The 12,819-nt window shown below is 62.0% G+C and carries 14 protein-coding genes and 2 tRNA genes; 7 read left to right on the top strand and 9 right to left on the bottom strand.

The genetic code is table 11. The annotated features are described in order from the left end of the window. Positions 1-11 precede the first annotated feature (11 nt). Positions 12-1,040: an amino acid ABC transporter substrate-binding protein gene (locus NKI70_RS08710; RefSeq protein WP_023677635.1), complete on the bottom strand. Its 1,029-nt coding sequence runs from the start codon at positions 1,038-1,040 to the stop codon at positions 12-14. A gap of 427 nt (positions 1,041-1,467) precedes the next feature. On the opposite strand from NKI70_RS08710, the gene NKI70_RS08705 reads away from it, so the two are divergent. The 4 genes from NKI70_RS08705 (at position 1,468) to NKI70_RS08690 (ending at position 4,517) form a co-directional block, all read left to right on the top strand. Further along, entirely contained in the window at positions 1,468-2,637 is a 1,170-nt protein-coding gene (locus tag NKI70_RS08705) for a cystathionine beta-lyase (RefSeq protein WP_352724466.1), read from the top strand. 253 nt (positions 2,638-2,890) lie between these two features. Then, positions 2,891-3,562 (top strand): RNA polymerase sigma factor, encoded by a 672-nt coding sequence (locus NKI70_RS08700; protein ID WP_352724465.1) that lies wholly within the window; start codon positions 2,891-2,893, stop codon positions 3,560-3,562. Positions 3,563-3,666: 104 nt separating this feature from the next. Then, complete coding sequence (locus NKI70_RS08695; protein ID WP_023677638.1) at positions 3,667-4,191, top strand: DUF4142 domain-containing protein; 525 nt, start codon at positions 3,667-3,669, stop codon at positions 4,189-4,191. A 14-nt stretch (positions 4,192-4,205) separates the two neighbouring features. Further along, positions 4,206-4,517, top strand: coding sequence for a cupredoxin domain-containing protein (locus tag NKI70_RS08690; RefSeq protein WP_352699215.1), 312 nt, complete (start codon positions 4,206-4,208; stop codon positions 4,515-4,517). A 106-nt stretch (positions 4,518-4,623) separates the two neighbouring features. On the opposite strand, the gene NKI70_RS08685 is transcribed toward NKI70_RS08690, so the two are convergent. From NKI70_RS08685 to NKI70_RS08675, 3 genes are all read right to left on the bottom strand, one after another. Then, the gene (locus tag NKI70_RS08685) at positions 4,624-5,844 is read right to left on the bottom strand and encodes an anion transporter (protein WP_352569726.1); all 1,221 of its coding nucleotides are present in this window, start codon (positions 5,842-5,844) and stop codon (positions 4,624-4,626) included. Positions 5,845-5,903: 59 nt separating this feature from the next. Beyond that, positions 5,904-5,980: transfer RNA gene (locus NKI70_RS08680), tRNA-Arg, on the bottom strand. Positions 5,981-6,040: 60 nt separating this feature from the next. Beyond that, a complete protein-coding gene (locus NKI70_RS08675) occupies positions 6,041-6,346 on the bottom strand; it encodes an ETC complex I subunit (RefSeq protein WP_023677641.1) in 306 nt (101 codons plus the stop codon). A gap of 160 nt (positions 6,347-6,506) precedes the next feature. Between NKI70_RS08675 and NKI70_RS08670 the strand changes: the two genes are divergently transcribed. After that, positions 6,507-6,583, top strand: a tRNA-Pro gene (locus NKI70_RS08670). A 124-nt stretch (positions 6,584-6,707) separates the two neighbouring features. Here NKI70_RS08670 and NKI70_RS08665 read toward each other — a convergent pair. Beyond that, on the bottom strand, positions 6,708-7,535 hold the full coding sequence (locus NKI70_RS08665) for an alpha/beta fold hydrolase (protein ID WP_352724464.1): 828 nt from the start codon (positions 7,533-7,535) through the stop codon (positions 6,708-6,710). Between the two features lie 130 nt (positions 7,536-7,665). On the opposite strand from NKI70_RS08665, the gene NKI70_RS08660 reads away from it, so the two are divergent. Continuing rightward, on the top strand, positions 7,666-8,694 hold the full coding sequence (locus NKI70_RS08660) for a GlxA family transcriptional regulator (protein WP_352594420.1): 1,029 nt from the start codon (positions 7,666-7,668) through the stop codon (positions 8,692-8,694). 440 nt (positions 8,695-9,134) lie between these two features. Here NKI70_RS08660 and NKI70_RS08655 read toward each other — a convergent pair whose 3' ends face one another. From NKI70_RS08655 to NKI70_RS08640, 4 genes are read right to left on the bottom strand one after another with little or no spacing between them, the layout of a single operon-like run. Then, a complete protein-coding gene (locus NKI70_RS08655; RefSeq protein WP_352594419.1) occupies positions 9,135-9,470 on the bottom strand; it encodes a hypothetical protein in 336 nt (111 codons plus the stop codon). Positions 9,471-9,480: 10 nt separating this feature from the next. Next, positions 9,481-10,182 (bottom strand): DnaA regulatory inactivator HdaA, encoded by a 702-nt coding sequence (hdaA, locus tag NKI70_RS08650; protein WP_352569823.1) that lies wholly within the window; start codon positions 10,180-10,182, stop codon positions 9,481-9,483. 5 nt (positions 10,183-10,187) lie between these two features. Next, positions 10,188-11,414, bottom strand: a complete 1,227-nt coding sequence (locus NKI70_RS08645) for an AI-2E family transporter (protein ID WP_352569723.1) — start codon at positions 11,412-11,414, stop codon at positions 10,188-10,190. Further along, positions 11,386-11,943: a CDP-alcohol phosphatidyltransferase family protein gene (locus NKI70_RS08640; protein ID WP_023677645.1), complete on the bottom strand. Its 558-nt coding sequence runs from the start codon at positions 11,941-11,943 to the stop codon at positions 11,386-11,388. Before NKI70_RS08640 ends, NKI70_RS08645 begins: the two co-directional genes overlap by 29 nt. 200 nt (positions 11,944-12,143) lie before the next feature. Here NKI70_RS08640 and NKI70_RS08635 point away from each other — a divergent pair, with 200 nt between their 5' ends. Beyond that, positions 12,144-12,794, top strand: coding sequence for a glutathione S-transferase family protein (locus tag NKI70_RS08635; protein ID WP_352569721.1), 651 nt, complete (start codon positions 12,144-12,146; stop codon positions 12,792-12,794). Positions 12,795-12,819 lie beyond the last annotated feature (25 nt).

The raw sequence follows: 12,819 nt of genomic DNA, 5'->3' as shown, positions 1-12,819 counted from the left end.
TCCATTTTCGATCAGCGGATCGGCGGAGCGTACTGCAGGCCACCCTTGGTCCACAGCGCGTTGATGCCGCGGGCGATCTTCAGCGGGCTGCCGGAGCCGACATTGCGTTCGAACATCTCGCCGTAATTGCCAACGGCCTTGACGATGTTGACGACCCAGTCGTTGGAGACACCTAGATCGGTGCCGATCTTGGTGTCGGCTTCCTGGCCGAGCACGCGCTTGATCTCGGGATTGTCCGAGTTCTTCATCTCGTCGACATTGGCCTGGGTGATGCCCAGTTCCTCGGCATTGAGCAGCGCGAAATAGGTCCACTTGACGATGTGGTACCACTGGTCGTCACCCTGGCGCACGGCCGGCCCAAGCGGCTCCTTGGAGATGATCTCGGGCAACACGACGTGGTCGGCCGGCGAGCTGAGCGTCAGGCGAATGCCGTAGAGACCCGACTGGTCGGTGGTGTAGACGTCGCAGCGGCCGGCGTCATATGCGGCGTTGACCTCATCCAGCTTTTCGAAAACGACGGGGTTGTACTCCATCTTGTTCGACTTGAAATAGTCGGCAAGGTTGAGCTCGGTCGTGGTGCCGCTCTGCACACACACCGCCGCGCCCGAAAGCTGCAGTGCCGAATTCACGCCCGGAAGCTTCTTGGCGTTGATCATGAAGCCCTGACCGTCATAATAGGTGACGCCGACGAAGTTCAGGCCAAGCGCCGTATCGCGGTTGATGGTCCAGGTGGTGTTGCGCGACAGGATGTCGACCTCGCCCGACTGCAGCGCGGTGAACCGCTCCTTTGCGCTGAGCGGCGTGAACTTGACTTTGGTGCCATCGCCGAAGACGGCGGCCGCCACGGCGCGGCAGAAATCCACATCGATGCCTTTCCATTCACCCTTGTCGTCAGGCGCCGCGAAGCCAGCAAGACCCGTATTGGTGCCGCACTGGATGAAGCCTTTCGCCTTGACATCGTCGAGCGTGCTCGCCGATGCGGCCGAAGCCGCGAATCCAAACGCGGCGGCGCCCAAAAGGCCGATTGCAATGTGTTTCATGACCCACTGACCCTTTTCTGTTTTTTCCAGGCGAACCTGATTTTTTCCCGTGTGAACGCAGCTAAGTATCCCGGCCCGTTACCGGAATCCCGCATCGTCACCGACGCGCTGCCTCCCATTCACGAACAACATCGAAGGCGATTATTCCTGTGAGGTCAAGGGAAATGACCAAATCCGAAAGACTTTGAAAACCAACCGCCTGAAATGCCTGAAATTGCAGACAAACGCGCTCGCAAATTGGTCAGCGCGCCAATAAAGCCGGCAAAGTCCGACCGTGAGTTGCCAAGCGCACTTGGCAGCCTTCCCGCGGATCCACGGCTCGTTGCTGAATTGGCATATTCAAGACCTTGGCCTGGCGGGTGCGGTGCGGTTGCGCGGCCAATGCCGCCGCACTATGGCTAACGACCAACCCATGGGACGAAAAGCAATGGCAAAAGACGACAGCGAGATGGGCGTCAACACGCGGCTCGCCCATTCCGGCAACAACCCGCATGGCTATTTCGGCTTCGTCAATCCGCCGGTGGTGCATGCCTCGACCGTGCTCTATCCCAATGCGGCGGCGATGGCTTCACGCAGCCAGAGATACACCTACGGCACGCGCGGCACGCCGACCACCGATGCGCTGAACAGCGCGATCGATGCGCTGGAAGGTTCGGCAGGCACGGTCGCGGTACCGTCCGGCCTGGCGGCGGTGACGCTGCCGCTGCTCGCCTTCCTGTCGGCCGGCGATCATCTGCTGATCGTCGATTCCGTTTATCATCCGACCCGCAACTTCGCCGACACGATGCTGAAGCGGCTGGGCATCGAGGTCGAGTATTACGAACCGCGCATCGGCGCCGGCATCGCGGCGCTGATCAAGCCCAACACCAAGGTGGTGTTCACCGAATCGCCGGCCTCCAACACTTTCGAGGTGCAGGACATACCGGCCATCGCCAAGGCAGCGCATGCCGCCGGCGCCATCGTCATGATGGACAACACCTGGGCGACGCCGCTCTACTTTCGCCCCCTCGACCATGGCGTCGACATCTCGATCCACGCGGCGACGAAATACCCGGCCGGCCATTCCGACGTGCTGCTCGGCACGGTGTCGGCCAACGCAGCCTGCTGGAAGCAGCTTTGCGAGACGTTCAACACGATGGGCTGCTGCGCCGGGCCGGACGACGTCTACCAGGTGCTGCGCGGCCTGCGCACCATGGGCGTGCGGCTGGAGCACCATCAAAAGAGCGCGCTTTCCCTCGCCGGCTGGCTGGAGGGCCAGCCGGGCGTGGCGCAGGTGCTGCATCCGGGGCTGCCCAGTCATCCCGACCACGCCATGTGGAAGCGCGATTTTTGCGGATCGAGCGGCATCTTCTCGATCGTTCTCGCGGGCGGCGGACAGAAGCAGCAGCACGCCTTCCTCGACGCGTTGAAGTTTTTCGGCCTCGGCTATTCCTGGGGCGGCTATGAGAGCCTTGCCGTGCCGGTATTCCTTGGCGACCGCACCATCGCCAAGGGCCCGTATGACGGGCCGCTGGTGCGCCTGCAGATCGGGCTCGAGGATGTAGGGGATTTGAAGGCCGACCTGGCGCGCGGGCTGGCGGCGGCCGCTGAAGCCTGAGCCAGCACCTTTTCACATTGAGTCAGAAAATCGGCGTAACAGCCTGGAAAAATTGCGATCCTGAGCGATATCATGGCGACCGATCGGCCGATGATACGGCTCTACAAAATAGAGGCGGCGGTGTGGTGAAGGCGGTAGAATAGCCTCTGCCGGTCCTTGACACGGATTGAGGCTGGCCGGCGGGATCGGTCGGGAACCTTTTGTCGGCCGATGCATCCAATGTCGCGATGAGAAGCCTATCAGGAGATCGGCCATGCCTGCTGCGTTGACGGCAACGCCCGCCGCTTCCGGCGATATGCAGCTTGTCGGCCGTGCGCTGGCACGCGATGGCGATGCATTCCGCACCATCGTCAAGGCGCACAACCAAAGGCTCTACCGCATCGCCCGCGGCTTGGTGCGTAACGACAGCGAGGCCGAGGACATCGTCCAGGAGGCCTATGTCAGCGCCTTTGCCCATCTCGAGGCCTTTCGCGGCGATGCCTCGCTCGCCACGTGGCTGTCGCGTATCGTCATCAACGAAGCGCTCGGCCGCTTGCGCAAAAGGCGGCGAATGGTAGCGATGCCTGAAAACCCGCAAGCCGAAATCATCCGGTTTCCCCTCAACCCGAGCGACGATCCGGAGCGGACGATGGCGCAACGGCAGATCCTTGAGCTTGTCGAACGGGCAACCGACAGTCTTCCCGATGTCTACCGGATGGTGTTCGTGGCGCGCGTCATCGAGGGATTGAGCATCGAGGAAACCGCCGAACTGCTTGGCGTGCGACCAGAAACCATCAAGACCCGGCTGCACCGCGCCCGCGCGCTGGTGCGCAAGGCGCTGGACGACCAGATCGGCCCGGTGCTGCTCGACGCCTTTCCCTTCGCGGGCCGGCGCTGCGAACGGCTGACCAATGCCGTGATGCAGCGGCTTGGTCTTTCGGGATAGGCCGCGCCGATTTTCGCGGGAACGTTTGGCGGCGACCTGCATCCAATGAGCATCACTGAAAACGAAGCCCGATGCAGTTCCGCGTCGGGGCGAAGGAGAGCATCATGTTTATTCGATCGACCACGGCACTGGCCGCAGTTTTCCTGCTTAGCGCAGCGCCCTTGTCGCAAGCTGCCGACAAACCGACCGATCCGCAGATCGCACATATCGCCTACACAGCGGGCGTGCTTGACGTCGAGGCGGCCAAGCAGGCGCTGAAGAAATCGAAGAACAAGGAGGTCGTGGATTTCGCCAAGGACATGGTGCGAGATCACGAGGCGGTCAACAAACAGGCTCTCGACCTGGTCAAGAAGCTCAAGGTCACGCCTGAGGACAATCCGACCAGCAAGGCGCTGACCAAGGCGGCGGCCGAGGAACGTGCCAAGCTTGCCAAGCTGAAGGGCGCGGCGTTCGACAAGGCCTATGTCGCCAGCGAAGTGGCCTACCACAAGCAGGTCAATGGCGCGCTCGAAACACTGCTGATTCCGTCGGCCAGCAATGCCGAGTTGAAGAGCCTGCTGGAAACCGGCCTGAAAATATTCCAGGGCCACGAACAGCACGCCGAACACGTCGCCGGCATGCTGAAGTGAGGATTGGGCCAATGATGTCGAGGCGGCATCTGTGGGTTGCGCTGGCATTGGCCTTGGGTGCCGCGCCGGCCAAGGCCGAAACCATCGAGGTGACGATCGAGAAGCTTGTGTTTTCGCCGGCAAAGATCGAGGCGAAGGTCGGCGACACGATCAGGTGGGTGAACAAGGACGTGTTCGCCCACACGGCAACCGTCAACGGCGGTTGGGAAGTGATGATCCCGCCGAAGAAGGCGGCGAGCCTGACGGTGAAGAAGGCGGAATCGGTCGATTATTTCTGCCGCTTCCATCCCAACATGAGGGGCCATCTGACGGTGACATCGCCCTGACTGGCTGATGCATGCCGCGCAAAGTGTGCAGCGGTTTTGCGACAACGACATGCATAAAAAAGAGCCCAATGCGCGCCGCATGAGGCCGGTCCAATGCGACGCGCTTTTAGGCCGCCAGCCATGCCGTCCCTACGAGAAGCGTGACCAGCGTCAACGGCAGGCCGACCTTGAAGAAGGCGATGAAGCCCAGCGGTTTGCCGGAGACCCGCGCGTGCTCGGCAACGATCAGATTGGCGACCGAGCCGAGCAGCGTGAAATTGCCGGCCAGCGTCGAGCTCATGGCGACGACCAGCCAGGCCCGCTCGGGGTTTTCCAGTCCGGGCACGAACGGCTTCAGCGCCAGCACGGCCGGGACATTGCTCATGATGTTGGATAGCACTGCGGTGAAGCCGGACAGCCGCCAGACATCATTCAGCCCGAGGTCCTTTGCCGAGGCGACGATGTCGGGCGTCAGCAGCGTCTTCTCCGCCCCGGCGACGACGATGAACAGCCCGGCGAACATGAACAGCAGCGGCCCATCGATCTCGCGATAGATGCGCTCAGGTTTGATGGCGCGGGTCAAAAGAAGAATGGCGCCGCCGATCAGCGCTGCCTTGGCGACTGGAACGCCGGCGAAGAAGGCGATCGCCAAACCGACACAGACGACCACCGCCTTCACCACCTGCCCCGGCAGCATGCGGCCGCGATAGACTTCGGGGCTGAGCTCGGCCTTGCGCGAAAATTCGGCGCGGTAGACGATGCGGATGATGACGATGACGGCGACGAGGCCGAACGCCGCGACCGGCGCCAGCGCCGCCGAGAAGGCCGGATAGGAAATCCCCGACAGCGCGCCGATGACCATGTTCTGCGGATTGCCGGTGATGGTGGCGACGCTGCCGCAATTCGAGGCCGTGGCGGTGGCGATCAGATAGGGAACCGGGTTGCGGTTGATGACGCGGGTGACATGGACGACGATCGGCGCCATGACCAGGCAGATGGCGTCGTTGACCAGGAACGCCGACAGGACGCCGGTTAACAGCGTCACCATCACCAGCAGCATGAACGGCGCATGCGCATGCTCGATGGCGAACCCGCCGAGCGCGCGAAAGGCGCCCGACACTTTCAGATGCGCCACGACGATCATCATGCCGAGCAGAAGCGTGATGGTGTCGAAGCTGATGGCGCGGTAGGCGTCCTCCATGTCGAGCGCGCCGATGGCGATCATCGCCGCACCGCCGAGCAGCGCGATCCCTGCCCGGTCGAGGCGCAGCCCGGGTATCCTGCCGATTGCGACGCCGGCATAGGTCAGGACAAGGATCAGCAATGCCGCCGCGCCCATCGCTGTCATGTGTTGGAAATCCTGTGCGACTGGCGAGTGAACCTGTCCGGAATGGACATTGAAAATATTGGCGATCCCGACAGGATTCGAACCTGTGACCATCGGCTTAGAAGGCCGGTGCTCTATCCAGCTGAGCTACGGGACCGCTGGCCGGCCGCACGACCGGCTGATTTGTTCTTGGCGCCGGCACGGGCCGGCATGGCCGTCAATGCGTCCAGGGCGTCCTGCGGTCATAGCGGAAATTCTCCGCATAAGAAATCTGGCGGCGCTTGATTTCCTTCGGCTCCTCGACGCGAAAAGCGAGCCCTTCCTTCTCGGCATAGGCCACCGCCTCTTCCCTGGTGTCGAAGGTCAGCCTGATCTGGCTTCGCATGTCGCCGGACGTGGTGTAGCCCATCAGCGGATCGATCTTCTTGCGCTGCTCCGGATCGAATTCCAGCACCCAATAGCCGGTCTTGGCCTTGCCGGACTGCATCGCGGTTTTGGCTGGGCTGAAAATGCGGGCTGACATGACCACCTCATTGCTGGTTGCAAGCACACGACCCCGAGACCACATTACTGTTCTCTGGCCATGCACTAGCCCGTCATTACTGCGCAATGCCGTCGGCAGCAAGGCCGATGGCTTTTTACGCTTGCTTTGGCGGGCCGAAATCACTAGGCAACAGACCGTTCGGAGTGTAGCGCAGCCTGGTAGCGCATCTGGTTTGGGACCAGAGGGTCGGGAGTTCGAATCTCTCCACTCCGACCATTCATCAAGCAAATCTCGTCGGCAGGGCAAGCGGATCACGCTCGAGTGTGTCTCCCGTCGCCGGTCATGTTTAAGCGACGGACGGACAGCACGAGCCCGCGCTGCCCGTCCGATATGCAAGCCGTCAGCCCTGGATGAAGGCCAGCAGATCCGGATTGATGATCTCCGGATGCGTGGTGCACATGCCGTGCGGCAGGCCCTTGTAGACCTTGAGCGTGCCGTGCTTCACCAGCTTGGCCGCAAGCAGCGCAGAATCGGCGATCGGCACGATCTGGTCGTCGTCGCCATGCATGATCAGGACGGGCACGTCAATCTTCTTGAGATCGTCGGTGAAGTCGGTCTCGGAAAAGGCCTCGATGCAGTCGTAATGGGCCTTGGCGCCGCCCATCATGCCCTGGCGCCACCAATTGTCGATAGCCCCTGGCGAGACCTTGGCGCCCTCGCGATTGAAACCGTAAAACGGGCCGGCCGGCACATCCCTGTAGAACTGGGCGCGGTTGGCGACCAAAGCGGCGCGTAAGCCGTCGAAGACCTCGATCGGCAGGCCACCCGGATTGCTGTCGGTCTTGACCATGATCGGCGGCACGGCGCCGATCAGTACCGCCTTGGCAACGCGGCCGCCACCGCCATAAAGCGCGACGTAACGGGCCACCTCGCCGCCACCGGTCGAATGGCCGATGTGGATCGCATCCCTGAGATCGAGATGCGCCGCCAGCGCCGCAACGTCGTCGGCGTAGGTGTCCATCTCATTGCCGGTCGCGGTCTGCGACGAGCGGCCGTGGCCGCGGCGGTCATGTGCGATGACGCGGTAGCCCTTTTCGAGGAAGAACAGCATCTGGTTGTCCCAGTCGTCTGAGCTCAGCGGCCAGCCGTGATGGAACACGATCGGCTGGCCCTTGCCCCAATCCTTGTAGAAAATCTCGGTGCCGTCATGGGTGGTGAATGTGCTCATCGTCCTACTCCTTGATGGAAAAGTTGGGGGTAACAGGGAAGCTTTTAGCCCCCTTCAGCTGGACAAATTATAACAGTGCGGCCAGGGTGAGCATTGGCAAAACGGACATTCAACGTGGCAAAACTGACAAATGACGGCTGCGCGTGATCTGATCGAAATCGGCCTTGTCTTGTATCCCGGCGTGCAGGAAGCAGCCGTGCTCGGCCTGACCGATCTTTTCATGCTGGCAAACCGGCTGGCTGTCGAGCGGTCGCCCGAGGCGGCGAGGCTTCGCGTCAGTCATTGGCAATTGGAGGACGCGGGCCACACCGTAGTCCGCACCTTCGACAGCGACCCCGGCGCCGACAATGAACCAGCCATGGTTATCCTCCCGCCGACCTTGGGAGATCCGATCGCTCGGGGAGCAGCCGCGCCCTATGCCGGCTGGCTCAGGGATCGCCACACGGCAGGCGCGACGCTCGGTTCGGTCTGTGCCGGCGCCTTCGTGCTTGCCGAGACCGGCCTGTTGTCCGGTCGCGCGGCGACGACGCACTGGGCTTATCGCGACGCGCTGGCGCTACGCTTTCCAGACATCCTGCTCGACGCCGACAGGCTGGTTATCGATGATGGCGATATCATCACCGCCGGCGGCTACATGGCCTGGACCGATCTCGGCCTGAAGCTGGTGGACCGGGTGCTCGGGTCAACCGTCATGATGGACACAGCCCGTTTCATGCTGATCGATCCGCCGGGCCGCGAGCAACGTTTTTACAGCCCGTTTGCGCCGCGATTGACCCATGACGACGAAGCGATCCTCAAGGTGCAGCATTGGCTGCAGGCGAACGGCGCGCGCGACGTGACGCTCGGCGCCATGGCAGAGCATGCCGGGCTGGAGGAGCGGACTTTTCTGCGGCGCTTCCGCAGCGCCACCGGCCTCAAGCCGACCGAATATTGTCAGCACCTGCGCGTCGGCAAGGCGCGCGAGATGCTGGAAACCACGATGCGATCGATCGACCAGATCGCCTGGGAGGTCGGCTATGACGATCCCGGCTCCTTCCGCAAGGTATTCGCCAGGATAACCGGCCTCGTGCCTGGCGATTACCGCCGGCGCTTTGGCGTGGAACAAGCGGCGCTTGGGGGAGACGATCGGTCTGAAACGGTAGCGAGGCTAGAGCAATGACGGACCGACCAATCGCGACCTGCGATGAGTGCGGCAGCACATATTTTTCCGACAGCAGCGCAATGGCCAGTCTATGTGCCGAATGCGCATCTCTGCTCTATGGATATCCAAACTGCGAACATAATTTCGAAAGCGACCGATGCACGGCCTGCGGGTGGGACGGCTCTCGATCAAAATACGTCGCCGATATTATTTCCAGGCAAGACCGACAGCGTTGAGAATATCGCTATCAGCTGGCGAGAAAATCACACTTCAAGGCGACTGGTCGGATCGCCGCATATGGCAAGCTCGCCGGGAAGAGAACCCCAACCGCCCCATCTCCCGGCGAGCCTACTACCTGATTTGATACGCAATCAGGACCGGGATTAGCCGGCAAGCTGTCAGGTGCAAGACAGATGCCAGGTTTGTTTCCCGAAATGAGACACCGGCCGAGGTAAGAACTAGGTATATGCACCTTCCCCGGCCCAGCCAAAAACCATTGGCCGTAGTTCTTCAAGGGCGGCTTGCAGCATTTCGGGAGACGCGTGGCGTTCCTCTCTGGCACCCCATTGTGTAGCGCTTTTAGGATCCAGCACCGACGCCACAATGGTTACGTTGCCGTTGACGTCAGGCAAATTGAGCCACAACTGAGCACGACGATTGCCATTCTTGTCGTAAACCCAGATAGAACGGACATCGTCGTCGCGATATTTAGTGGCGACCCGTATTCCGTGCCGATTTGCCCACGACATCAGAAACGGATCAATGATGTCGTATGCACTGAATTCAGACGTCATTTTGTATCCTCTAAATCTCGAACTCGCCCTGCCCTTCGTCCATGGCGCTGACGGTCTCGGCGGCGAGCGCGCGGGTGATCGGCGTCTTGCGCTCGAGCGCGGTGCGGTCGAGCCGTTCGACCACGCGCATGGCAGTGGCCAGCGAGCGCTCGATGCGGCGCACCAGATATTGCACGACATGCGGCTCGACCTCGACCTGGCGGTCGGCGAACAGCTTTGTGATGACGCCGGCCAGCAGAAGATCGTCGGGTTCGTGGATCTCGACGGTAGCCGCCGCCTTCAGCCGCGACGCCAGGTCGGGCAGCCTGACGCCCCAGGCGGACGGGAAGCGCCGCGCCGTCAACAGCAAGCTCGAGCCGGCGCCGCGCACCGCGTTGATCAGGTGGAAGAGGCCGTGCTCATCGATCGGTTCGGCATCGATATCGTCGATCAGGGCCGGATGCGCACCGAGGTTTTCGATGCAGTCGCCGATGCGGCCGGCCTCCACTTTCACGGCGTCGGCGCGGGTCCGCCAAATCGAGGCCAGATGGGTTTTTCCCGAGCCGGCCGGCCCGGCCAGCACGACAACCGGCGACGGCCAGTCCGGCCAGCGGTCGACAAGCGCCGCCGCCTGGCTGTTGGTGCTGGAGACGACGAGCTCGTCGCGCGAATAGCCGGTGCCGTGGCCTAGATCGAGCGGCAATTGACGCGGCGGATCGATCTTGTCCGGCATCTGGCTCAACCGCGCGCGCCCCCGCGGCGCCGCACCTGCAGCGGCGGCACCGGCTCGTCGGCATGGCCCTTGTAGAGCGGCGATTCGAGATAGCGGGCGATGGCGAAACGCACCAGAACGGCAACGGCGGCGGAAGCCGGCACGGCAATCAGCAGGCCGACGAAGCCGAACAGCGCGCCGAAGGCAAACAGCGCAAACATCAGCCACACCGGATGCAGACCGACGCTTTTGCCGACCAACCGCGGCTGCAGGATATTGCCCTCGATGAACTGCCCGACGAAGAACACGCCGGCCACCGCCGCGATCATGGTCCAGTCCGGCCAGAACTGGACGAAGGCGACGCCGACGGCCAGCACCAGGCCGGTCAGCGAGCCGACATAGGGGATGAACGAGATCAGCCCGGCAAACAGGCCGATGAGGATGCCGAAATTCAGGCCCGTCAACGTCAGGCCGGTGGCATACATGGCGCCCAGCACCAGGCACAGCGTGCCCTGTCCGCGCACGAAGCCGGCGGTTGCCGTATTGATGTCCCTGGCGATCGCCCTGACGGTCTTGACATAGTCGCGCGGCACCCAGCTGTCGACGATTGCCACCATGCGGTCCCAGTCGAGCAGCATGTAGAAGGCGACGACCGGCGTCACCACGAACAGGCTGACCACCGAGACCAGCGCCACGCCGGAGCTCCAGATCGAGGTGAAGACGGTGGTCAGGAGGCCGAAGCCGGAGGTCAGCAGCGAGTTCAAGCCTTCACGCAGACCGTTGGCGTCGACGCCGAATTTTTCTTCCAGCCATTTCGGGTCGAAGCTGGTGATCAGGCCCTGCAGCCGGGTCAGATAGTCCGGCAGCTTGCTGGCGAAATCAGCCATCTGCGAGGCGAGCACCGGAACCAGGATGACGACGGCCAGCACCAGGACGACGATAAAGGCGATGAGGATGACCACCGTCGCCATCAGCCTGGACAGGCCGAGGCGCTCCAGCCGGTCGGCCACAGGATCGAGGAAATAGGCGAGCACCATGCCGGCAACGAAGGGCAGAAGGATGCCGCTGAAGACATAAAGGAAGACGGCGAGGATGATGGCGCTGACCAGCCAGAAGCGGATCTGGCGGCGAAACGACGCCGATGCCGCAGCCTCCGCTGCCGCGGCTTCGGCCTCGGCGTCGATGGACCGTTCGTCAGGTGCCCGGTGGTCAGGTGCCCCGTGTTCAGGTGCCGGGTGTGGAGCCTTCGCCATAGCCGCTCATATGCCTCAGCCAAGCCACGAGATAGGCCGCGGCCGAAGCCACGGTCAAGACCCCGGACAGCAATATGAGGGCCGGCCTCAGCGGATCGAGACGGATGTCGAAGGCGAGTTCGCCCAACACCACTGCCGCCAGCACGATCTGGATCGCGGTGTTGGCCTTCGACACCAGGAGCGGCTTCATCTCGACCGGATGCGCCATGACGGTGGATAAAAGCACGGCGCAGACGATCAGTGCGTCGCGCGACACCATGGTAACGACCAGCCACAGCGGCAGTTCGCCGCTGAAGCCCAGGACCACGAAAACCGAGACCAGCAGCAGCTTGTCGGCCATCGGATCGAGATAGGCGCCGAGCCTGGAAAACTGGTTGAAATGACGGGCGATGAAGCCGTCGACGCCGTCGGAAATGCCGGCAATGAGGAAGCCGGCAAAGGCCCAGTCCCAGCGTTCCTGCAGCATGGCCAGCACCACGGCCGGCACCAGCACGAAGCGCATGATCGTGATCATGTTGGGGATGGTCAAACGCATATCCCGTCGCTCTTGTTTGTCGATACATGATGGAGATGGAGGGTTACGGCAAGTGAGAAGCGACACAGAAGCTGCCAATCTCCCCACGAGGGCGCCAGCAATGAAATAGGTCAAGACCGATGTCGATTTCGGGGAGGCTCATTCGTCTCACGATAGGAAGCCGAGGAAATTTGCCCAGCAAGGAAACGGACGCGATGACAATCACTATCACAGCATTTGAACGATCGCCCGATGGCGGCAAGGGACTGGCGCGCGATACGCGCGTTCGCTGGGCGCTCGAAGAAGTGGGGCAGCCGTATGAGGTTCGTCTTGTTTCCTTCGCAGAAATGAAGGCGCCTGGCCATCTGGCCATCCATCCCTTCGGCCAGATCCCCACCTATGAGGAAGGTTCTCTCTCGCTGTTCGAAACCGGCTCGATCGTCTTTCACCTTGCTGAGCAGCATGCGGGATTGCTGCCGAAGGATCGCAATGCCCGCGCGCGTGCGATCACGTGGATGTTTGCCGCACTTAACACCGTCGAGCCGACGATCCTCGAATTAACGACGGCAAGAATATTCGAACGTGACAAGCCTTGGAGCGAGGAGCGCTTGCCGTTGGTAAAGGACCGTGTTCGCGCTCGGCTGGACAAACTCTCGGCCCACTTGGGCGTCGCCGACTGGCTCGATGATACGTTCAGCGCAGGCGATTTATTGATGGTATCGGTGCTGCTGCGACTAAGAATGTCAGGCATTTTGGACGAATATCAAAACTTGGCTGCCTATGTAGCGCGCGGGGAAGCTCGGCCGGCTTATATCCGGGCTTTCGCCGCGCAATTTGCAATCAACGCAGAGGGGCGTGAAGAATAGCCAGCGTTGAACTAACCAAATGGAA

It is taken from the genome of Mesorhizobium sp. M0500 (genome assembly GCF_040321165.1).
Taxonomy (GTDB): Bacteria; Pseudomonadota; Alphaproteobacteria; order Rhizobiales; family Rhizobiaceae; genus Mesorhizobium.
The sequence above is the reverse complement of the archived record's forward strand: the minus strand, read 5'-3'. Positions and strand labels throughout refer to the sequence as shown.